Source organism: Sedimenticola thiotaurini (assembly GCF_001007875.1).
GTDB lineage: Bacteria > Pseudomonadota > Gammaproteobacteria > Chromatiales > Chromatiaceae > Sedimenticola > Sedimenticola thiotaurini.
Window position 1 is genome coordinate 2,848,766 of record NZ_CP011412.1, and the last position, 19,661, is coordinate 2,868,426.

The 19,661-nt window shown below is 51.9% G+C and carries 19 protein-coding genes; 13 read left to right on the plus strand and 6 right to left on the minus strand.

Annotation, left to right across the window (positions count from 1 at the left end):
* Positions 1-38: 38 nt before the first annotated feature.
* Both AAY24_RS13080 and AAY24_RS13085 read left to right on the plus strand, forming a co-directional pair.
* Positions 39-1,934 carry a sensor histidine kinase gene (locus AAY24_RS13080; protein ID WP_052761237.1) on the plus strand — a complete coding sequence of 632 codons (1,896 nt, stop codon included), beginning with the start codon at positions 39-41 and terminating at the stop codon, positions 1,932-1,934.
* Complete coding sequence (locus AAY24_RS13085) at positions 1,931-3,298, plus strand: sigma-54-dependent transcriptional regulator (protein WP_046860065.1); 1,368 nt, start codon at positions 1,931-1,933, stop codon at positions 3,296-3,298. The genes AAY24_RS13080 and AAY24_RS13085 overlap by 4 nt, the downstream gene beginning before the upstream one ends.
* A gap of 149 nt (positions 3,299-3,447) precedes the next feature.
* On the opposite strand, the gene AAY24_RS13090 is transcribed toward AAY24_RS13085, so the two are convergent.
* From AAY24_RS13090 to AAY24_RS13105, 4 genes are all read right to left on the minus strand, one after another.
* Complete coding sequence (locus tag AAY24_RS13090; RefSeq protein ID WP_046860066.1) at positions 3,448-3,927, minus strand: universal stress protein; 480 nt, start codon at positions 3,925-3,927, stop codon at positions 3,448-3,450.
* A gap of 67 nt (positions 3,928-3,994) precedes the next feature.
* The gene (locus tag AAY24_RS13095; RefSeq protein WP_046860067.1) at positions 3,995-5,353 is read right to left on the minus strand and encodes a TRAP transporter large permease; all 1,359 of its coding nucleotides are present in this window, start codon (positions 5,351-5,353) and stop codon (positions 3,995-3,997) included.
* A 2-nt stretch (positions 5,354-5,355) separates the two neighbouring features.
* A complete protein-coding gene (locus AAY24_RS13100; RefSeq protein WP_046860068.1) occupies positions 5,356-5,982 on the minus strand; it encodes a TRAP transporter small permease in 627 nt (208 codons plus the stop codon).
* Positions 5,983-6,074: 92 nt separating this feature from the next.
* Positions 6,075-7,076 carry a TRAP transporter substrate-binding protein gene (locus tag AAY24_RS13105; protein ID WP_046860069.1) on the minus strand — a complete coding sequence of 334 codons (1,002 nt, stop codon included), beginning with the start codon at positions 7,074-7,076 and terminating at the stop codon, positions 6,075-6,077.
* A 397-nt stretch (positions 7,077-7,473) separates the two neighbouring features.
* Between AAY24_RS13105 and AAY24_RS13110 the strand changes: the two genes are divergently transcribed.
* The 4 genes from AAY24_RS13110 to AAY24_RS13125 all read left to right on the plus strand — a co-directional run bounded on the left by AAY24_RS13110 (position 7,474) and on the right by AAY24_RS13125 (position 11,537).
* Positions 7,474-7,953: an FKBP-type peptidyl-prolyl cis-trans isomerase gene (locus AAY24_RS13110; protein WP_046860070.1), complete on the plus strand. Its 480-nt coding sequence runs from the start codon at positions 7,474-7,476 to the stop codon at positions 7,951-7,953.
* 44 nt (positions 7,954-7,997) lie between these two features.
* Positions 7,998-9,362 carry a bifunctional UDP-N-acetylglucosamine diphosphorylase/glucosamine-1-phosphate N-acetyltransferase GlmU gene (glmU, locus tag AAY24_RS13115; protein ID WP_046860071.1) on the plus strand — a complete coding sequence of 455 codons (1,365 nt, stop codon included), beginning with the start codon at positions 7,998-8,000 and terminating at the stop codon, positions 9,360-9,362.
* A 66-nt stretch (positions 9,363-9,428) separates the two neighbouring features.
* Positions 9,429-11,255 (plus strand): glutamine--fructose-6-phosphate transaminase (isomerizing), encoded by a 1,827-nt coding sequence (glmS, locus tag AAY24_RS13120; RefSeq protein ID WP_046860072.1) that lies wholly within the window; start codon positions 9,429-9,431, stop codon positions 11,253-11,255.
* 75 nt (positions 11,256-11,330) lie between these two features.
* Entirely contained in the window at positions 11,331-11,537 is a 207-nt protein-coding gene (locus AAY24_RS13125; protein WP_046860073.1) for a hypothetical protein, read from the plus strand.
* Between the two features lie 347 nt (positions 11,538-11,884).
* On the opposite strand, the gene AAY24_RS13130 is transcribed toward AAY24_RS13125, so the two are convergent.
* Positions 11,885-12,972 (minus strand): IS3 family transposase gene (locus AAY24_RS13130; protein WP_199930375.1). Its coding sequence is split into 2 segments (ribosomal slippage): positions 11,885-12,717 and positions 12,717-12,972, totalling 1,089 coding nucleotides; the frame shifts between segments, so codons are not numbered across the junction.
* A gap of 229 nt (positions 12,973-13,201) precedes the next feature.
* Between AAY24_RS13130 and AAY24_RS19705 the strand changes: the two genes are divergently transcribed.
* On the plus strand, positions 13,202-13,354 hold the full coding sequence (locus tag AAY24_RS19705; RefSeq protein ID WP_199930376.1) for an IS3 family transposase: 153 nt from the start codon (positions 13,202-13,204) through the stop codon (positions 13,352-13,354).
* A gap of 53 nt (positions 13,355-13,407) precedes the next feature.
* Here the strand turns inward: AAY24_RS19705 and AAY24_RS13140 are convergent, their stop codons facing one another.
* Positions 13,408-15,462 carry a P-loop ATPase, Sll1717 family gene (locus tag AAY24_RS13140; RefSeq protein WP_046860076.1) on the minus strand — a complete coding sequence of 685 codons (2,055 nt, stop codon included), beginning with the start codon at positions 15,460-15,462 and terminating at the stop codon, positions 13,408-13,410.
* Between the two features lie 605 nt (positions 15,463-16,067).
* On the opposite strand from AAY24_RS13140, the gene AAY24_RS13145 reads away from it, so the two are divergent.
* The 6 genes from AAY24_RS13145 to AAY24_RS13165 all read left to right on the plus strand — a co-directional run bounded on the left by AAY24_RS13145 (position 16,068) and on the right by AAY24_RS13165 (position 19,651).
* Positions 16,068-16,517 carry a hypothetical protein gene (locus tag AAY24_RS13145; protein ID WP_199930377.1) on the plus strand — a complete coding sequence of 150 codons (450 nt, stop codon included), beginning with the start codon at positions 16,068-16,070 and terminating at the stop codon, positions 16,515-16,517.
* 133 nt (positions 16,518-16,650) lie between these two features.
* Entirely contained in the window at positions 16,651-17,511 is an 861-nt protein-coding gene (locus tag AAY24_RS13150; RefSeq protein ID WP_199930378.1) for a DUF4238 domain-containing protein, read from the plus strand.
* Between the two features lie 306 nt (positions 17,512-17,817).
* The gene (locus tag AAY24_RS13155) at positions 17,818-18,306 is read left to right on the plus strand and encodes a hypothetical protein (protein WP_046860079.1); all 489 of its coding nucleotides are present in this window, start codon (positions 17,818-17,820) and stop codon (positions 18,304-18,306) included.
* Positions 18,303-18,653: a hypothetical protein gene (locus AAY24_RS19235; RefSeq protein WP_199930379.1), complete on the plus strand. Its 351-nt coding sequence runs from the start codon at positions 18,303-18,305 to the stop codon at positions 18,651-18,653. The genes AAY24_RS13155 and AAY24_RS19235 overlap by 4 nt, the downstream gene beginning before the upstream one ends.
* Entirely contained in the window at positions 18,643-19,320 is a 678-nt protein-coding gene (locus AAY24_RS13160) for a hypothetical protein (RefSeq protein WP_199930380.1), read from the plus strand. The genes AAY24_RS19235 and AAY24_RS13160 overlap by 11 nt, the downstream gene beginning before the upstream one ends.
* Before the next feature lie 64 nt (positions 19,321-19,384).
* Positions 19,385-19,651 (plus strand): ParE family toxin-like protein, encoded by a 267-nt coding sequence (locus tag AAY24_RS13165; protein WP_052761238.1) that lies wholly within the window; start codon positions 19,385-19,387, stop codon positions 19,649-19,651.
* The last annotated feature ends 10 nt before the right edge of the window (positions 19,652-19,661 follow it).

Consider the following 19,661-nt stretch of genomic DNA (forward strand, 5'->3'; position numbering starts at 1 on the left):
AATAATCGCCCCCGTGGGCCTATACTTCAGTTCGGATTATGGATATCAAATTCGTTCATATCAGCCTGAAAAGAACCCACCGCAAACTCCTGCTGGTGGCGGTAACCGTCCTGTTTGCCCTGGTGCTGTGGCTTACCGGGCACTGGTCCCGGCAACTGGCACTGGAGAACCTGCAACTCCAGAACCAGCATCAACTCAAACTGTTCGTTGCCAGCCTGCAGGGCCAGTTGCAGAAATATGAGATTCTGCCGGAGCTGCTGGCCACCAACAGCCTGCTGCTGAATTTCCTGCAGTACCCCAACGACGTCAACACCATCACAGCGCTGAACCGGTATCTGGAGAGCATCAATAATGTGGCGGGCGCTTCCGATACCTACCTGATGAATGCCCAGGGCTGGACCATCGCGGCATCCAACTGGCTTTCTGATCGCCCTTTCATCGGCCGCAACTTCGGTTTCCGGCCCTACTTCAAACAGGCCATGCAGGGCAAACTGGGCCGCTATTTCGCGCTTGGCTCAACCTCTAACCGACGCGGTTACTACTTTGCCTATCCGGTGCGGGACAAAAAGAAGATCCAGGGCGCCGTGGTGATGAAGATCGAGTTCAACGAATTTGAAGAGAGCTGGAGTGGATTAAAAGAGAACTTCGTCGTTACCGATCCTGATGGGGTGATCTTCGTCTCCACCAATGATGAGTGGCGTTATAAAAGCCTGTCGCCCCTGGATGACGAGGTACTGAAGCGTATTTATGCCAGTCGTCGCTATGGGGATGTGGAGATCGGCACCCTCTCCATTACCCGTAAAGACCGGCTTAACGAAACCGCTCAGGTTGTCAATATGGGTGTGTCTCGTCACTCCGATCACCTGATGTTGGTACAGGAGATGGCGGAAGCCGGTTGGCGGGTCCACACGTTTGCCAGTCTTGACGTGGTAAACGGACAGATGCTGAAGTCAGTACTGTTCGCCGCGATTCTCTACATCGCCATCATCCTCCTGGTGCTCTACATCGTGCAACGCAGCCGGCGCATCAAGGAGCGGGCGCGGTTTGAAAAGCGGGCTAAACAGGTGTTGGAGCGCCGGGTTCAGGAGCGGACCACCGATCTTACCCAGGCCAACCTGCGCCTGATGAAGGAGATTGAAGAGCACCGGCGTACGGATGAAACTCTACGCCAGACCCAGAATGAGCTGATCCAGGCCGCTAAGATGGCGGCACTGGGTCAGATGTCCTCGGGTATCAACCATGAGCTGAATCAGCCGCTGGCGGCAATCCGCTCCTATGCCGACAACGCTCGGGCGCTGCTTACCCGGGATCGTCCGGAAGAGGCTTGTTGGAATCTGGAACAGATCGCTGAACTGACCGAGCGCATGGCCAAGATCAGTCGTCAGTTGAAAGTATTCTCCCGCAAAACATCGGGCCAGATCGTGGTGGTGTCCCTGCGGGCGGTTATCGATAACGCCCTGAAAATTGTCGGCCCCCAACTGAAGGATACCGGGACCACCCTGCGTCGCAATGTCCTCAAGGAAGAGCTCTATGTCATGTCGGACATGGTGCAGCTGGAACAGGTGCTGGTTAACCTGCTGACCAATGCGGTGCATGCGGTGGAACAGCAGGATGAAAGGTGGATTGAGATCGCCGTGGCACGACAGCAGGGCAAAGCAATTATCAAGATCCTGGACAACGGGCCGGGTATCGAGAAAGCCAACCTGGAACGGATATTTGACCCGTTTTTCACCACCAAGTCGGAGGATCGCGGCCTCGGCCTGGGCCTCTCTATCTCCTATCGAATTGTCGAGATGATGGACGGGTCACTGACTGCGGCCAATTGTCCGGAAGGGGGTGCCATATTTACCCTGCAACTGAATATTGCGAATATGGGGCAGCAGACAACCGAACAGGCAGACTTGGCCAGGCAAGCTGAATTATCCAGACAATGAATAACGCCGATCCAACCATTTTTTTCATCGATGATGAAAAGCACATCCGCATGGCCAACCAGCAGACTCTGGAGCTGGCCGGTTTTACCGTGCAGAGCTTCAACAGTGCGGAGAAGGTATTACCTCTGTTGTCACTGGAGTGGCCGGGTGTGGTGGTGTGCGACATTAAAATGCCCGGTATGGATGGTCTCACGTTTCTGGACAGGGCCCTGCAGATCGACCGGGATATCCCGGTCATCCTGGTCACCGGCCATGGGGACATTACCATGGCGGTCAGCGCGATCCGGGATGGAGCCTACGATTTTATCGAGAAACCGTTCGCGGCCGAGAAACTGATTGAGACCGTACGCCGGGCGCTGGACAAGCGTGCCCTGACCCTGGAAAACCGTTCGCTGCGCCGGGAACTGGAGGCCCAGGATGTTCCCGGTCCCCGTATTATCGGCCGCACACCGGCCATGCAGCGGTTACGCGCCACCATTGCCCAGGTGGCCAATGCGGCGGCGGATATCCTGGTCATGGGAGAAACCGGTACCGGCAAGGAGCTGGTCTCCCGTTCATTGCATGAACACTCTACGCGGCAGGATAAAAACTTTGTCGCCGTCAACTGCGGCGCCGTGCCGGAAAACCTGATTGAGAGTGAACTGTTCGGCCACGAGCCGGGTGCCTTCACCGGCGCCAATGAGCGGCGCATCGGTAAGTTCGAATACGCCAACGGCGGTACCCTGTTCCTGGATGAGATTGAGAGCATGCCCCTGCCGGTGCAGGTGCGCCTGCTGCGTGTGCTGCAGGAGCGGGTAGTTGAGCGGCTGGGTTCCAACAAGCTGATTCCGCTGGATATGCGGGTGGTGGCGGCCACCAAGATCGACCTGAAAGAGGCGTGCGAGGCGGGCACCTTCCGCCAGGACCTGCTCTATCGACTCAATGTGGTGACCCTGGAGATTCCACCCCTGCGGGATCGGCGGGAGGATATTCCCCTGCTGTTCCATCACTTCCTGCTGGTGGCTAATGCCCGTTATCAGATGGAGGCCCCCCTCCCCGCCAGTCAGCAGATCCGTACCCTGTTGACCTATAACTGGCCGGGTAATGTGCGGGAACTGCGAAATCTTGCGGAACGCTACACCCTGTTGGGTGAGAGTTGTGGTTATGACATGGAACATCTGCTGTACGGCACCGACGAGGAGCGCAACTCCAACCAGGTGGCGTTGCCGGAACAGGTGGACTGTTTCGAGAAAAGTGTCATTGAACAGGTGCTGATCAGCCACAAGGGAAATATCAAGGCGACCATGTCCGCACTGGGTGTGCCGCGCAAAACCCTCTACGACAAGATGAAGAAGTACGGCCTGGATAAAAGTAATTTCAAATAGGGCGCTGCCTGCTCCACACATCAACCGACAGGATCGGTTGCCGTGGGGCTTGGGCCAACAAAAAAGGCGCAGCCCGCCGAAGCGGACCGCGCCTTGTCGCCCCCATTGCCAACGGTTGCGCCTTGAAAGAGTGTTAGCGGCAGCTTGAACTAACTCTTTACCGGTACGATCAAAACCGGTCGATCGGTCATATTGATCAGTTTTCTTGCAGTGGAGCCCAGCAGGGATGCACCGAAGCTGTCATTGGTGTGGGTACCCATGACGATCAGATCCACATCGTGGGCGGCGGCATACTTGTTGATTTCGTCTGCAGGTCTGCCTGTAACCACGGTGACATCGGAAACCAGGTCTGAATCCTTACCCAACTCCTCGATATAGAATTTCTCCAGGCGCTGCTCCATCCTCCCGAGAATGCTCTTCAGTTCTTCATGTTCAAAATCCTCACTCATCTCGGGGACATAGAGCTCCAGCACCGCCATGCCGGTATTGCCGATCGGCTCCGCCACATGCAGCATGATGATCTTGGCCTGGTAATGCTGTGCCAGGCTGATGGCGTGGCGAAATACCGGCCGCATATGTTTGCCCTGGTCGGTGGCGTAGAGAATGGTCTTGAATGTCGGGATGCTCATGGCGTCAATCTCAATAGAGGTTGTGGAAGGCGCAGGAGGTGATAGCTCCTGCGCCGGTTTCCAGGTTTTACTTGGTGATGATCTCCGGACCCATCATCAGGGTGGGCAGCCAGGTGGAGATCCAGGGCACATAGGTGACGATGATCAGGAACAGGAACATGATCGCCAGCCAGGGTGCCGCCGCCTTCACCACCCGCATCATGGACATGTGGGAGACACCGGCGGTTACGAACAGGTTGAGGCCAACCGGCGGCGTGATCATACCAATCTCCATGTTCACTACCATGATGATGCCGAGGTGAATCGGGTCGATCCCCAGGGTCATGGCGATCGGGAACACCAGGGGTGCCACGATAATCAGCAGACCGGAGGGTTCCATGAACTGGCCACCAATCAATAGCAGCACGTTCACCACGATCAGGAACATGATCGGCCCGAAGCCGGCGGAGAGCATGGCCTCGGTGATCATTTGCGGAATACGCTCTTCGGTCAGCACATGCTTGAGGATCAGGGCGTTGGCGATGATGAACAGCAGCATGATGGTCAGCTTGCCCGCTTCGAACAGGGTATGCTTGGTATCCTTGTGCCAAAACACCGTGATCAGGCCGACAAAAAAGTTGCTCCGGTTTTCGCCCGCCAGCGGTCCCATATCCTTGTAGATAAAGTTGGCGATAAAGAAGGCGTATACCGCTGCAACGGCAGCCGCTTCAGTGGGTGTGAAGATACCACCGTAGATACCGCCCAGGATGATCACAATCAGCATCAGGCCCCAACCGGCGTCCCGGGCCGAGGCAAATACCTCGCCCCAACCGGCAAAGGGTTGGGACGGCAGGCCCTTGATGCGGGCCGCGATATAGATGCCGATCATCAGCATGATGCCGGCCAATGAACCGGGGATCACACCGGCCAGGAACATACGGCCCACCGACACATCGGTTGCTGCGGCGTAGACCACCATGACGATGGAGGGCGGTATCAGGATGCCCAGGGTACCGGCGTTACAGATCACACCGGCGGCAAACTCCTTGGTGTATCCGGCGTTGACCATGCCGGCGATAACGATACTACCGATGGCCACCACGGTTGCCGGGGATGAACCCGACAGCGCGGCGAACATCATGCAGGCGAACACCGAGGCCATGGCCAGGCCACCCGGAAACCAGCCCACCACCGAGATGGCGAAACGGATGATGCGCCGTGCCACGCCGCCGGTAGACATGAAGCTGGAGGCCAGGATAAAGAACGGAATGGCCAACAGTGTGTAGTGTCCGGAGAAGGCGGAAAACAGGGTCTGTGCCACCGAGGCCAGAGAGGCGTCGGAGTGCATGAAGAGAAAAATCACACTGGAGAGGCCCAGGGAGATGGCGATCGGCACGCCGATCAGCATGAAGCCAACTACCATACCGAAGAGAATCAGAATATCCATGCTCAGTTCTCTCCCGCGTGATGGGTTGGGTGTTCACTGACCGCAGCTTCCGCTTCATGGCTGGCGATGATGGAGTCCTGCTCCCCCTTGATCACCTTCCAGGCCACTTCCAGAAAACGCAGGGTCAGCAGGCCCATGCCCAATGGCAAAGCGGCGTAGGGAATAAAGCGGGGCATCTTTTCGTAAAGTTCCCCCTCATTCAGCCAGGTGGCGAAAAACTGCAGGAAAGCGGGCATCGGCACGTCATTGGTCTCCAGGAAAGCGCGTTTGGTGGCAAAGGCATACCAGTATTCCCAGGAGCCGATCAGCAGCAAAACAGCGAATGCCAGGCAGGCGGTAACCGATAACATGGCCATAATCCGCCGCGACTTGGGCGACACCATGTTGATCACTACATCCACGCCGATGTGAAACTGTTTTTTGACACCGTAGGAGCAACCCATCAGTACCAGCCAGGCAAACAGAAACACCGTGGCTTCCAGAGCCCAGAGGATATTGTTATTAAACAGGTAACGGGCGATAACATTGGCAAAGGTGATCAGGGTCATGAGACCGAGGCAGACGGCGATCGCTGTCTCCTCTATCTGGTCCATGGCTCTGGATAGTCGGGATGGGGGTAAGGGGTGCATCACAGCCTCCTCGAAGGCAGTTTAAGCCGGGGTTCTATCAAGTCCGGGCGACCGCCTGCTGGTGGTCGCCCGGTGTTACGCGGAAAGGCTGCTTACTGCTTGTTGGACGCCATCGCTGCCTCGATCAGGTCAGCTCCGATATCGGCCTCAAACTTTTTCCAGACCGGCTTCATGGCATCGACCCAGGCCTGACGCTGTTCCGGGGTCAGGGTGCGCACCACGCCACCGGCATCCTTGATCCGCTGCATCGCCTCAGCGTTGACCTTGGCGGATTCGGAGTTGCGTGCTTCGGTCACCTCTTTAAGAATCTGGGACAACTGCGCGCGGATATCAGCGGGCAGTCCTTCCCACCACTCGTCGGAAGTCACCACCAGGTAGTCCAGAATACCGTGGTTACTGGCGGTTACACCGTCCTGTACTTCGAAGAACTTCTTACCGTAGATGTTGGACCAGCTGTTCTCCTGACCATCCACCACTTTGGTCTGCAGACCGCCGTACACCTCTTTGAAAGACATCTTCTGGGGGTTGGCACCAAGCTGGTTGAACTGGGCCACCAGCACATCCGAGGCCATCACCCGGAACTTCAGTCCCCGGGCATCTTCCGGCTTGATCAGCGGCTTGTTGGCGGAGAGTTGCTTCATGCCATTGTGCCAGTAGGTCAGACCCAGCAGGCCCCGTCGCTTCATGGAGCTCTTCAATTTCTCACCGGCCGGTGAGTTCTGGAACCGGTCCACAGCATCCACATCCTCGAACAGGAAGGGCAGATCAAAAATGCGGAACTTCTTGGTGAACTTCTCGAACTTGGAGAGTGAAGGGGCGGCCATCTGCACATCACCATTCAGCATGGCTTCCAACACCTTGTCATCATCATAGAGAGTGGAGTTGGGGAACACCTGCATGCAGGCCTTGCCGTTCATCTCGGAGTTGACCCGGCTCTCCAGCAGGGAGGCGGCGATGCCCTTGGGATGTTTATCGGAATTGGTGACGTGGCTGAATTTGATGACGATTTCGCCGGGGTCACAGTTGGCAAAGGCGGTGGCTGACGAGATGGAGAGTGCTGCAGTAACGGCGAGGCCGATCAGAGCTTTGTGCATTGGATTCCTCCTGATTAGCATGTTTATCTTAGGTCCCTGCCGGTCACTGATAGAGACAGATCGCGGGTCGAACCGGTCTTTTAAGGTTAGCAAAGGCGGTGCCAATTACTATTAAATCGGTGGTTGTCAGCTAACCTACTGATATACATGGATGTGGGGTGAAATCTGGAAAACGGCCTGATTGACCAAATGGGTAGAAATCCGCCCATCTGGCCGCCTGCTATGGTTGGCGATCCGCCAAAACCATGGTCTGAATGGGTGTTTAATGACGCTGATAGCCAGCAACATCCGGGCTCAGGGAAAATCCCGCTCCGCTTTAGTCAGTGGCGCGCTGCGGATGGTATACTCACGGGCCTCCTTACGGGAGGCTCTATTCACTCAAGCGGAGCAGTAAGTTATGGCCAGCGAAGTCATCAAACCAGGAAAATTTGTCTCTCTCACCTACCACATTACCGACCTGGAAGGGAATGTGCTGGAGCAGAATGACATCCCGGTCAGCTATGTTCATGGCGGCGAGACCGAGTTGATCGGCAGCATGGACAAAGTGGTGGCCGGCAAAGGCGTCGGTGACGAAGTGGAGATGATCGTACCACCGGAAGATGGTTTCGGTGAGCATGATCCGGCGCTGACCTTCACCGACGATATCGAAAATGTGCCGCCCCAGTTTCGTCAGCTGGGAGCCGAGGTGCAGATGCAGAATGAAGATGGTGAGACCCGCACCTTCTACGTCAGCAAGATCGAAGACAACAAGCTGACCGTTGACGGGAATCACCCACTGGCGGGTAAGACCCTGAAAGTGATGATCAAGATTGTAGAAGTGCGTGACGCTACCATGGAAGATATGGCCCCGCCCACCGGTGGCTGTTCCATCAACTGATCGGCACGTTGCCGAACAGCGCGCAATTTATAAGAGGGAGAGATATGAAGCTGGGTGTTGTGATCCTTGCAGCCGGACAGGGAACCAGGATGAAGTCCGCACAGCCGAAGGTGTTGCACCGCATCGCCGGACGACCGCTGGTTGGCCACGTGATCGATACGGCACGGGGGCTGGGTGCCGACAAGGTGGCGGTGGTGTATGGTCATGGCGGCGATCTGGTCCGGCAGGCGATTGATGATCCCGCCCTGGTCTGGGCGGAGCAGGCGGAGCAACTGGGTACCGGCCACGCGGTTGAACAGGCGATGTTCGCCATGGCCGACATGGATCGGGTGCTGGTGCTTTATGGCGATGTGCCCCTCACTACCCAGACTACCCTGCACGGTCTGATAGAACAGGCCCGGGACAGTGCACTGGCCCTGCTCACCGTTACCCTGGACAACCCGGCCGGTTACGGCCGCATTGTGCGGGACGATGGCCGGGTGAAACGGATCGTGGAGCAGAAGGATGCGACCGAAGCCGAACTGCAGATCTGCGAAATCAACACCGGCATCCTGATTGCCGACCGGGCCCGGCTGGCCGACTGGCTCGACCGTCTGGATAGCAACAATGCCCAGGGCGAGTTCTACCTCACGGACATCGTCGCTATGGCGGTGGCGGAAGGGATCGAGGTGAAAACCGCCCATCCGGCGGACGCCTTTGAAGTGGAAGGTGTGAATGACCGGGTACAGCTGGCGGCCCTGGAGCGCCGTTATCAACAGGTGCAGGCCGAACAGCTGATGCGCCAGGGCGTGACACTGCGCGATCCGGCCCGCTTCGACCTGCGCGGTCGCCTGCAGAGTGGCCAGGACGTGGAGCTGGACGTGAACGTGCTGATCGAGGGTGAGGTGACCCTGGGTAACGGTGTCCGGGTGGGCGCCAACACGGTGATCCGCAACAGCCGCATCGCCGATGGGGTCTGGATCAAGGAGAACTGTGTGATCGAGGATGCAGTGGTCGGTGCCGACTCCATTATCGGTCCCTTCGCCCGGCTGCGCCCCGCCACCACCCTGGCCGAGGGGGTGCACGTGGGCAACTTCGTGGAACTGAAAAAGAGCGACGTGGCCGCCGGCAGCAAGATCAACCACCTCAGCTATATCGGCGATTGCAGTATCGGTCGCGCTGTGAATATCGGTGCCGGCACCATCACCTGCAACTACGATGGCGTGAACAAGTTCCGCACCGTGATCGGTGACCACGCCTTTATCGGATCGGACACCCAGCTGGTGGCACCGGTTGAGGTGGGAGCCGGCGCCACCATCGGCGCGGGTTCCACCATCACCCGGGATACCCCGGCTGAGACCCTGACCCTGAGCCGCGCCAAGCAGGTCAGCCTGAAGGGTTGGAAACGACCGGAAAAGCAGGACAACTGATTACCCAATCGATGTAGCGGGCGTCCTGATGACGCCGATGGAAGCGACAAAAAAGGAAAGCGAACTATGTGTGGCATTGTGGGTGCCGTAGCCCGGCGAAACATTACCCCCATCCTGATTGAAGGTCTGCGTCGCCTGGAGTACCGGGGCTACGACTCCGCCGGAATCGCTATTCGGGACAGCGCCGGCAGAATCCAGCGGATTCGTTCCGTGGGCAAAGTGGCCTCTTTGCAGCAGCGTATGGAGGAGAACCCTATCGAGGGTGAACTGGGTATCGCCCACACCCGCTGGGCCACCCACGGCATGCCGGCTGAGCGCAACGCCCATCCCCACATGAGCGGTGAGCAGGTGGCGGTGGTGCACAACGGCATTATCGAGAACCATGCCGAACTGCGTGAAGAGCTGATTGCCAAGGGCTACCGGTTCACCTCCGACACCGACACTGAAGTGATCGCCCACCTGATGGCGGATGCGGTGAAGGACGGTAATGATCTCTGTAATGCGTTCAAATCGGTGGTCAAGCGCCTAGTAGGTGCTTACTCCCTGGCGGTCGCCAGCCCCGATGATCCGGACCGGATCGTAGTGGCCCGGGCCGGTTCGCCGCTGGTTGTCGGCCTGGGTGACGGGGAGAACTTTGTCGCCTCCGACGTGTTCGCCCTGCTCACTGAAACCCAGCGCTTTATCTTCCTGGAAGAGGGTGATCTGGCCGACGTGCGCCGCGAAGGGGTGCAGGTGTTCGACAGCGAAGGTAACCCGGTGGAACGGCCGGTGGTCTCATCCAAGCTGAACCCCACCGCTACCGACAAGGGCCCCTACCGTCACTACATGCTGAAGGAGATTTTCGAGCAGCCGGCCGTGGTGGCCGAGACCCTGGAGGGGCGCATCCACAAGGGACGCCTGCTGGAAGAGAGCTTCGGCTACGAAACCAAATCACTGCTGGACCGCACCAAGCGTATTCAGATCATCGCCTGCGGCACCTCCTATCACGCCGGCATGGTGGCCCGCTACTGGTTTGAAGAGATCGGTATCCCCTGCAACGTGGAAGTGGCCAGCGAATACCGCTACCGAAAATCGGTGGTATCGCCGGATACCCTGTTTGTCACCATCTCCCAGTCGGGTGAGACCGCCGATACCCTGGCCGCCCTGCGCGGCAGCCGGCAGCAGGGTTATATCGGCAGCCTGGTGATCTGCAATGTGCCGGAAAGCTCCCTGGTACGGGAGTCCGATGTGGCATTGATGACCCGTGCCGGCCCCGAGATCGGGGTCGCCTCCACCAAGGCGTTCACCACCCAGCTGGTGGCCCTGCGCTTGCTGGTGTTGGCGCTGGCCCGTCGCCAGGGTGTCGATGCCGAACAGCTCAACACCTGGGTCGAAGAGCTGCACGCCCTGCCCCGCCAGATGGAAGTGGTGCTGAAACTGAATGACCAGATCGAGGAGATGGCCCAAGGTTTCGCTGAGCGCAGCCATGCCCTGTTCCTGGGTCGTGGCCCCTTCTACCCCATCGCCCTGGAAGGCGCCCTGAAACTGAAAGAGATCTCCTACATCCACGCGGAGGCCTACCCCGCCGGAGAACTGAAACACGGTCCGCTGGCCCTGGTGGACGCCGAGATGCCGGTGGTCTGTGCCCTGCCCGATGACCCGCTGCTGGAGAAGGTGCTCTCCAACCTGCAGGAGGTACGGGCCCGGGGCGGCGAACTGTTCCTGTTCAGTGACAAGCGGGTAAAGATCGAACTGGATAACTACCAGAGCCTGACCCTGGACGACATCTGCCCCACCACCGCCCCCATCGTCTACACCGTGCCGCTGCAGCTGCTCTCCTACCACGTCGCCCTGCTCAAGGGTACCGATGTGGACCAGCCCAGAAACCTGGCCAAATCGGTCACGGTGGAGTAGCACGGGCAGCCAATGGGCAACTGTTGTACGGAGAAAATAAAGTATTTACCTGGAAAATAAGGAACCGGTTCGCAGTTGATCGAGAAAAAGCAGGCCATCCCTTTGTACTGGGTTTTTCGTCTAGATTTCGGCCTTCCATCCGGTGATGCGCTGCTGCGTGGTTGCAGAGGCATGAACTTCATTGCAACAACCTGTTCTCTCGTTGAGAAGTCTCCGAACTCCGCTCAGCAAATCACACAGGTCGAAAAAAGCCTCGGAATTGTCATCAGCTACCAGGGATGATCAATATCAATCTGGAATTTCTGGGGCCTTTTAATTCCGCCGGAATCTACGTTCACCAGCAATCTGGATCGGAGTGTCTCGCCGGGGCTGAACACAGACTATTCCGGATGCCCTTTAAAAGTATCGACCCGAGTCCGTTTAACGAGAGTATTGGGGGATACTGACCGGCTGATGTCATTGATTGAAACTTCCGAACCTACACCCAACAAACGACTGGAAGCATCTGGATATCGACAAGCGAGCAATAGTGGCATTACTGCGCCGGCACTGAGGAGAGTGGGTAGGCAAAAGTAATTCGAAGTCAGTTAGGTAATCCCCCCATTTTTAATGACGTTCAAAAGTAGAGGTCATGCAGCTCGGGTTAACTTCTGAATCGGGGTTATTCCACCAAGTGCCATATTAGGCCGTTCGTTATTGTAGCTCCAGAGCCATTTCGTTGCTGTATCCTGGGCATGAGCAATAGATTCAAACAGGTGTTGATCCAGCCACTCATGCCTGACTGTCCGATTGAATCGTTCCACATAAGCATTCTGTTGTGGTTTTCCTGGCTGAATGTACTGAAGCTGAATGCGCTGCTTGTTGGCCCATTCCACTAGTTTGCCACTGAGATATTCCGGGCCATTGTCGCACCGGATCGCCTTGGGCTTTCCTCGCCATTCGATAATCCGCTCGAGGCTCCGGATGACTCGCAGCGCCGGGAGTGACAAATCCACTTCAATACCCAGCCCCTCCCGGTTGTAGTCATCGATCACATTGAAGGTGCGGAAGCTACGCCCATCTCTCAATTTGTCATGCATGAAATCCATTGACCACATATCATTGATCTGGCGTGGCACGGCCAGTTCATCCGGCCTATCCCGCCTCAAGCGCCGTTTTGGCTTGATTCGCAGGTTGAGTTCCAACTCCCGGTAGACCCTGTACACACGCTTGTGATTGTAGCCATAGCCCTTCACATTGCGCAGATACAGAAAACAGAGCCCGAAGCCCCAGGTCCGGTGAGTGGTCGTCAATCTCAGCAGCCAGTCCGCTATATGGGCATTTTCACCCGAAAGCTTGACCTGGTATCGATAGCAGGTTTCACTGATACCGAACAGGCGGCAGGCCATACGGATCGAAATCTGTCGCTGTTCAACCGCTTGCCTGGCCATCTCCCTGCGGCGAGATGGCCTTACCACTTTTTTTCAAGCGCTTCCTGGATGATCTCTGCCTTCAGCCGCTCTTCAGCGTACATCTTCTTCAGGCGACGGTTCTCTTCTTCCAACTCCTTCATCCGTTTCATCATGGAGACGTCCATGCCCCCGAATTTGGAGCGCCAGTTATAGAAGGTAGCGTCGCTCATTCCGTGTTTTCGGCAGAGTTCAGCAACTGGTATACCGCTCTCGGATTCCTTCAGGATGCTGATGATCTGGGACTCACTGTAGCGGGATTTCTTCATGTAGATTCTCCTTCAATCTCTATATTGGAAAATTCTACTTATAAACGCCACTATTTTTCGGGGGGATTACCGTTAGACCTGAATCTGAGTGATAGGTCTTGTCAGAATTTTTCTAAATTAATCCACCTAAAGGCAGCTATCGACATGGAGCGGACTTTGGGCCTGGAAAATAAATGCGTCCCCTTTTTTTGCATTGGATAATGCCTTTGTCGAATCATTTTTTCACACTATGAAGGCGGAATTCATTCATCGCAGGCTATTTGAAAATGACATCAGTGCGGTGGCGCATCTGGTTGAGTATATTGAGTTTTATAACCGAGAGCGTTTACATTCAGGAATAGGCTACCAATCACCAGAGAATTATGAAAAGCTATTCTTGTAAAAGTGTCCAAAGTGGTGCTAGTTCACACCGACGTACAGGATGCGTTCTTTTGATCAAAGGACGAGATAGCGCCTCACATATGTATCAATCAACTTATTTAGCTCTTTGTTTGCTGCGTCATGTTTTTGAGGGCTTCTCAGTTTTGAGAGATGCTTAAGTAGATATTTTTCTGACAGTTTGATGACGATTTTTTTATCATGGTTGAAGTAAAGTTCGCGTGCCCAATCTAATTCCTTTCCCTTTTCAAGATTATTATCTTGCGCGCGAGTAATTATGAATCCTAAGCGACCATAATCGTTGGCTAGATAAGTATTCATTTGCCTATACTCATTTGCACTTAGGTCGGAATAATTTTTTATTTCAAAAACTACTTGTCGCGTCCCATAATCAGAATGAATTCTCTTCCATACTGGTGCCGATGTCATATTTGTGGCTACTATATCTCGGCGTTGTCGTGCATTCTTATTCGGATGAAGTTCTATATTTGAAAGTACACCTGCGAAAATCAATCTCACTGCCTGTAGGCACCATTCCTCAAACGAATAACAACCTTTCTCTCCCTTTTCAATCGCTTTTAGCTCTTCTAATATTTGGCCGATTCTGGCTTGTCTTTGCTCCTCGCTTATGGAGCTGATTTCAATATCATACTCATCATAAATATCTTCCGCTTGATCTGGATCAAGCGTATTTTCACTCAAATTCAAGGCTAACCAATAGCATGGATGTATTAGTAGTCTGGAGTCGTTCAAGATTTCTTTTGCGGGATCCCTACCATCATGGCAGAAAACAAATGAGCTGGCTTTTTCATCATACACTCCGATGAAGCCGATTCCGTAAAGGCGTTGGAGGACTTGTGTGGAATTCTCAAATATGGAAAGGTCCCTTTGTATATCTATAGAGTGATCATCTTTTTGCAAGATGGGGGAAATGTTTGATCTTGCATCTTTAATTGATAACTCAGACTTCCCTGAAGAAAAGGATGCAGTAAAAAGATTCAGGGCTGGGAAAATTGTCTCGTATTCTTTGTGCAGGTCAACTAGGCGATTCTCTGATATTGATTTTGCGGAGGAATTTATATCTTCAAGAATAATTTCTTGCCGATTTTGTCCTACTGCATGAAGAAATGCATTATTTAGGAGTACCAATATATCTCGAGGTCTATACAAGGTTAGTCGTAGAGCAATTCGAAACCCTTCCCTCCCTTTGAGCTCCCGAGCGGTATGTGCATTCCAAACGCGCGTGTTATTTTCTTGGTCAGATTTTGTGGCCACTCTTAAACGATTGCATACTAAATTAAAAAGTCCGTAATCATCCCAGTGAAGCCTTAGAACTTGGCCCTCTATGTTTCTTGTGAAATCAGGATCGTTTATCGAGATAGACCTGTACATATTGTCGCGCAAGAAAACTAAGCTTCTGGCAACTTGGGGTGAATGTGAATTGAGGTCTATAACTGCTTGTACGAATCCATCAACTAATGCTACCCCCATCCCGTCTGGGGAGTACCCTTCATCCAATTTGTCAATCAATAAGACAAATTTCTGTTGGCTTCTTGCAAAAACATTCGATAGTGCTTCTTCGATTTCGTCTAAATCGAGATTTATGGACAGATCGGCAATATTTTCTTCTGCGGAAAGGTCGTCACGAATTACTGCACGAAGTTTCTGTCGTAGCTTAGTTGAAATGTTTTTTTGGTTACCTGCCCACTCTTTTATATGTGGTGCTAGTGTGGCTTTTTCGACTAATTTACTAAGCTTGTAATGACCGCTCAATCTAGTGATTAGTTCCATGTATAAAGCGTACCGCCATGCTATTTTTGCGGTTGCTTTAATTTGCATGAAATTATGATCAAAGATTTTCATTAGGCCCCTCAAACCAATTATTTGGTCTTCCTGGGGGGTCACAACTATGACAAATGTTCGGCTCTGTTTTTGCCAATATTTGCTTAGCTTGTGGACTAGTGCACTTTTACCTGTTCCTCGCCTTCCTACGACAACACATCGGTCGGTAGACTCCAAGAGTGACTTATAATCTGAGGTTTCAAGAAAAGCTTGGTCGAGCATATTAATGTCGTGCTCGGCTCTAATATCCCCTAATAAGTTGCCTTTCATTTATATCTCGCTATTCCCTTCACTCGAATCAATTTAGGGCTTATATTTTTAGTGAATTACATGCTAGTCCAACTTTAGATGGTACTTGTTGAGGATAATCTTTCTTGAATTTGGTAGCAATGCTTCTGGTGGTAGATGGCTAAGTTTCAGAAAAGATTCTACGGATGTATGGATGGTTTGTGCCGAAACGTCATGCTGTGTCGGGTTTTAAATGACGTTTTAAATTGATGGGTTTACTTGGAAGTGTCATTAAGTAGCGGTAAATATTAAGAATTATGCTATCAATAGGCTTTTTGGGCTAGTAAAGGGACCGATCTATTCTCTACAGACAAGACGGACATCGATATGAACGGCAGCTTCTGGATGTCAGGCGACGAAGGTATGCTGGCGACATGGAGCTGCCGTTCATTTGTGGCTATTCATCAGGATTATCGGCTGATAAACTCATAAATATTAAGGAATGAACTTCCATGGGTGGGATGCTTTGCGCCAATATTACTCCCGAAAATAGAACTTGGATGGAACGATAAGTCCAGTATTGCAATTGATTGTGCGAGTTTGCTGGTAATCAAATTTTAAGTTTCGAAAGGAGCATGGAGAAATATATGTCCAATGAAATCTGGGCGGCGATTATCGGGGTTGCCGGAACATTGGCCGGTGTCTGGATTGGTGCTCGGTTATCGAGTAATACAGCTAAAAATCTTATGATACAACAAGCCAAAGCAGAATTCTGTGCTGCATTCACCGAAACAATGGTGCAACTCCATGCTCCGGTTGAAGAGCCAGGAATCGGGGAAGCATTGGAAATCCTTCAAAACAACTATTCCATTCATTTGGCTGCCTATCTAAAGTTAAAGGCAACCGTTCCATCGAAGCATGTTCAGGGCATTGAGGTCGCCTGGAAGCAATACAACAAGGATGGCAATTACGAATTACAGGAAGAACAAGAAATGTATCGATTTTCACACGTTCTAAATGGGAAAAATGAAGAGGAAATGCGAATGCTAGCCAGAAAGCACGTAAACACTCTTATCAATTCAGTGAAGAAAACCTAACAAGTACTCATGTCGCTGCCTTTGGGCAGCTAGGATGTGCCACCGCTGCGTGGCGGCCAGCCCCATAGCTAAGTCCATCAGGGGGGAGGATTTGTCAAAGTCAGTTAAACAGCATTGGGTTCCGCAGTTCTACTTGAAAGAGTTTTCTACTCCAGAAACTAGAGATGCCAAAATGAAAAAGGTTTGGGCATTCCATAGAGAGAAAGGTGATCCACTGTTAGTTAACGTGGAAGATATAGCTGCTCAGAGGCATCTATATACTCCCGCTTGTCCGGAAGGTAAAAGAGACTGGAAAACGGATGACAAGTTGACTGACTTAGAAGAATTGATCAGTAAGGTATGGCCGACGATTGCCCATGACTACGTAAATTTGTCAGATAAACACATAAGAATGGCTGTTTCCCTTTTTGTGGCCACACTGATTTTACGCCACCCCTGTAAAATCGCAGAAGTTAAAAAAATACATGACATGATGGTGTCGGTTTGGGAAAAAGCTCCAAAAGATTCTGAAGGTAGGCCGTACGGGTCTTATATATATGAAGGGAAAGAATACGAGCTAGACAGCTCTGAATGGCATAACTATAAGAATGCAACAGATTATGACCATCAAATATTTTTTACTTCTCTTATTGAGTCTGAAACAGGCGTAATTGCTGAACTGCTCATTAAAAAGCGATGGTCAGTTGTTATTTCTGAGGCTCCGGTATTTATTACAACCGACAATCCTGTTATAGCAGAGAACCAGGAAAGGGAAAGGTTTGGTCTTGGAACAAAAGGAACGCTTATCACGTTTCCATTAAGTCCTACGCGAATACTATGTATGGATGACAAATTCGAGGAGCCTGCCTCTCAGTATTATCCTCTCAAAGTCAAAAATGGGGCACCTTTCAATCAAGTTCAATGGGCTAAGGCATATAGATTTATGATAAGTCCAAGGCATCCTGTTAATGTGTTGACGGAAATAATCGAGTATTCAGAGACTTTGGAGAAATGATCGCGGATAACAATTGCATCCAGCTGACTGGTGTTTCGTTTGTGGCGAATACCACAAGCCTCACGCTGCTACGATGGTCGGCTGATGCTGGGAGTTAACTGTCTGCTTTTGGATGGGGTCTGTCGTTTGAGCTATCAGCCGCTATTGACATCATATTTTCGTTCGCGATATGTAAATAGGTATTCTGACCAGACGAATATGGACAGTTACAGTGCCACAACTGTCAATATGAATTGTAGCGCTGCCGTTGTTTGGTTTGTGGAATTAATTATTGAATAAACACAACAAAACTATTGAACAAACAGCATGGATAACACAACTCAAATTCCCTTAACAAAAATACCTAGAAAAATAATTAAAACTGCGTTTTTATTTATCGGGAAATCCATCCTCATTCTTTTTGGCTTTCTTGAGTTTATTAGTGTTATTTGGGAAGCGTTTGAGCAGAGTATAAGCTTCCTCGAAATATCCTCTCTTGAGATGTTCTTCTTTGTTGTTTTCTTTTTTCTTGTAAGGAGGCATATCAACGCTGCTTCAGAATACAAGATGCCGTGGATCAAAGCTCTGTATCTGCCACTTAGAAACTTAGGGTGGCTTTTCTTGTTATTCTCGGTACCTATCATTTTTATTTCGGCTCAGCAAGAGAGTGTCAACTTTATTTCCAGGTACGAAAATATTCTGCAATTTATTGAATATATTGGCGTAGCAATCTGCACCTACCTTGCAGCTCCCGTAAAAAGCAAAAATAAGGGGTTGAACAACGGTGACGATGTTCCCGCGGAGGTGAGCAAATGACTACTTCCCGTATCACAATGTTGCTGACTAAGTTTACTGTTGTAACAACGCTATTATCAGCACCATTCGCTGGAGCTCAAGCAGGGTCAATTACAGCAGAAGCGCTTGCAATAAACTGCCAAGAACTCATCGCTATATACAACAAGAAAGGTGAGCAGCGATTTATTGCTGGTATGTCTACCTCAGTTGCCGAGGCAATGAGAGCAGGCATATGTCGCGGTATGATTGAAGAGCATACCAACCACAACAGCTGTTATAGAAACTGGTATGACATAGCATCGACCATAGCAGAACTGGATGCTTACTCTAATGTGGAAAGAATGCTGGATCATGCCTGTGCCAAATAATGAAAATCGCATGTCTATTCCGGAGGTAATTAGCCTGCTTTTCGGGATTAAACTGTCCAGACATAAAAAGATAAAGGACTGTCTGGATAATTTTACCCGAGAGAAGAGCGGTTTCATTCCTGTACATCGCGATACAGTGGTCCATAAAGACAATATAACTATCAGCCATGACCAACATACGACTCTTTTTAACGCCGTTGTATTACAGGGACTGTTCAGTGAAACGCGCACTGTTCGCAGGCTATTGACCGAGAACAACCACGATTTCCGCAAACAAATGGCGGAGTTGGCAGAAATCATACTGATAGGCCGTAATACGCTATTAGGTATAAGCCTACTACCCACTGAAACCCTGGAATTTATCGAGGTGCTTGGTAGTGATGTTGATCTCACTCAAGTACGCCTCAAGAACCCTTTTGAGACGCTTCCACAGATCGTGTTAGAGAGTGGAATGAACACCATTCAAGCCTTTCTGGCACAAACCGCCGCATTGTCGGCTTCGGACAGCATGATGGCCCACTATTTGGCCGGTGATATCGAAATGGCGTGGAAAGCAGCACAACAGGTCTCTTCAGGCAATGAGACCGTCAATAAATATAAGTCACTGATTAAAAAAGAATATGAAGAAGCATCAGAGTTTGACGAACTGTTAGCTTCACTAGAGTAAAAACATGTTGTTTGCGTAATACGCAACCCGAAACTGGCCCTGTACCTAAACAAAGGAGCCAGTTATGCAAACACTACAAGACATTCTCAATACCTGCTCTGCGCAGGTTCCATTCTGTTACTTACAAAAAGCCCTTGAGCTAGATAAAAAGCTATCTGAGGGAACGCCCTACACCGAACTAGGCGGGAAGCGTATCCGCCATAACCCTAACCTCATCCGTTTCAAAATAGGTCGTAGATTCCGGCTGCTCTACTTTCGCGCAATGGGAGTGATGGTGCCGTATTGTCTGATCACGCGTCAACAGTTACAAAAAATCCTTATGCGAAGGTGATGTCATCGAT

What these genes read in the sequence shown, in the direction of transcription:
- AAY24_RS13080 (WP_052761237.1), top strand. Translation starts at nt 39, where the DNA reads ATGGATATCAAATTCGTTCATATCAGCCTGAAAAGAACCCACCGCAAA.
- AAY24_RS13085 (WP_046860065.1), top strand. Translation starts at nt 1,931, where the DNA reads ATGAATAACGCCGATCCAACCATTTTTTTCATCGATGATGAAAAGCAC.
- AAY24_RS13090 (WP_046860066.1), bottom strand. Translation starts at nt 3,927, where the DNA reads ATGAGCATCCCGACATTCAAGACCATTCTCTACGCCACCGACCAGGGC.
- AAY24_RS13095 (WP_046860067.1), bottom strand. Translation starts at nt 5,353, where the DNA reads ATGGATATTCTGATTCTCTTCGGTATGGTAGTTGGCTTCATGCTGATC.
- AAY24_RS13100 (WP_046860068.1), bottom strand. Translation starts at nt 5,982, where the DNA reads ATGCACCCCTTACCCCCATCCCGACTATCCAGAGCCATGGACCAGATA.
- AAY24_RS13105 (WP_046860069.1), bottom strand. Translation starts at nt 7,076, where the DNA reads ATGCACAAAGCTCTGATCGGCCTCGCCGTTACTGCAGCACTCTCCATC.
- AAY24_RS13110 (WP_046860070.1), top strand. Translation starts at nt 7,474, where the DNA reads ATGGCCAGCGAAGTCATCAAACCAGGAAAATTTGTCTCTCTCACCTAC.
- glmU (WP_046860071.1), top strand. Translation starts at nt 7,998, where the DNA reads ATGAAGCTGGGTGTTGTGATCCTTGCAGCCGGACAGGGAACCAGGATG.
- glmS (WP_046860072.1), top strand. Translation starts at nt 9,429, where the DNA reads ATGTGTGGCATTGTGGGTGCCGTAGCCCGGCGAAACATTACCCCCATC.
- AAY24_RS19705 (WP_199930376.1), top strand. Translation starts at nt 13,202, where the DNA reads ATGAAGGCGGAATTCATTCATCGCAGGCTATTTGAAAATGACATCAGT.
- AAY24_RS13140 (WP_046860076.1), bottom strand. Translation starts at nt 15,462, where the DNA reads ATGAAAGGCAACTTATTAGGGGATATTAGAGCCGAGCACGACATTAAT.
- AAY24_RS13145 (WP_199930377.1), top strand. Translation starts at nt 16,068, where the DNA reads ATGTCCAATGAAATCTGGGCGGCGATTATCGGGGTTGCCGGAACATTG.
- AAY24_RS13155 (WP_046860079.1), top strand. Translation starts at nt 17,818, where the DNA reads ATGGATAACACAACTCAAATTCCCTTAACAAAAATACCTAGAAAAATA.
- AAY24_RS19235 (WP_199930379.1), top strand. Translation starts at nt 18,303, where the DNA reads ATGACTACTTCCCGTATCACAATGTTGCTGACTAAGTTTACTGTTGTA.
- AAY24_RS13165 (WP_052761238.1), top strand. Translation starts at nt 19,385, where the DNA reads ATGCAAACACTACAAGACATTCTCAATACCTGCTCTGCGCAGGTTCCA.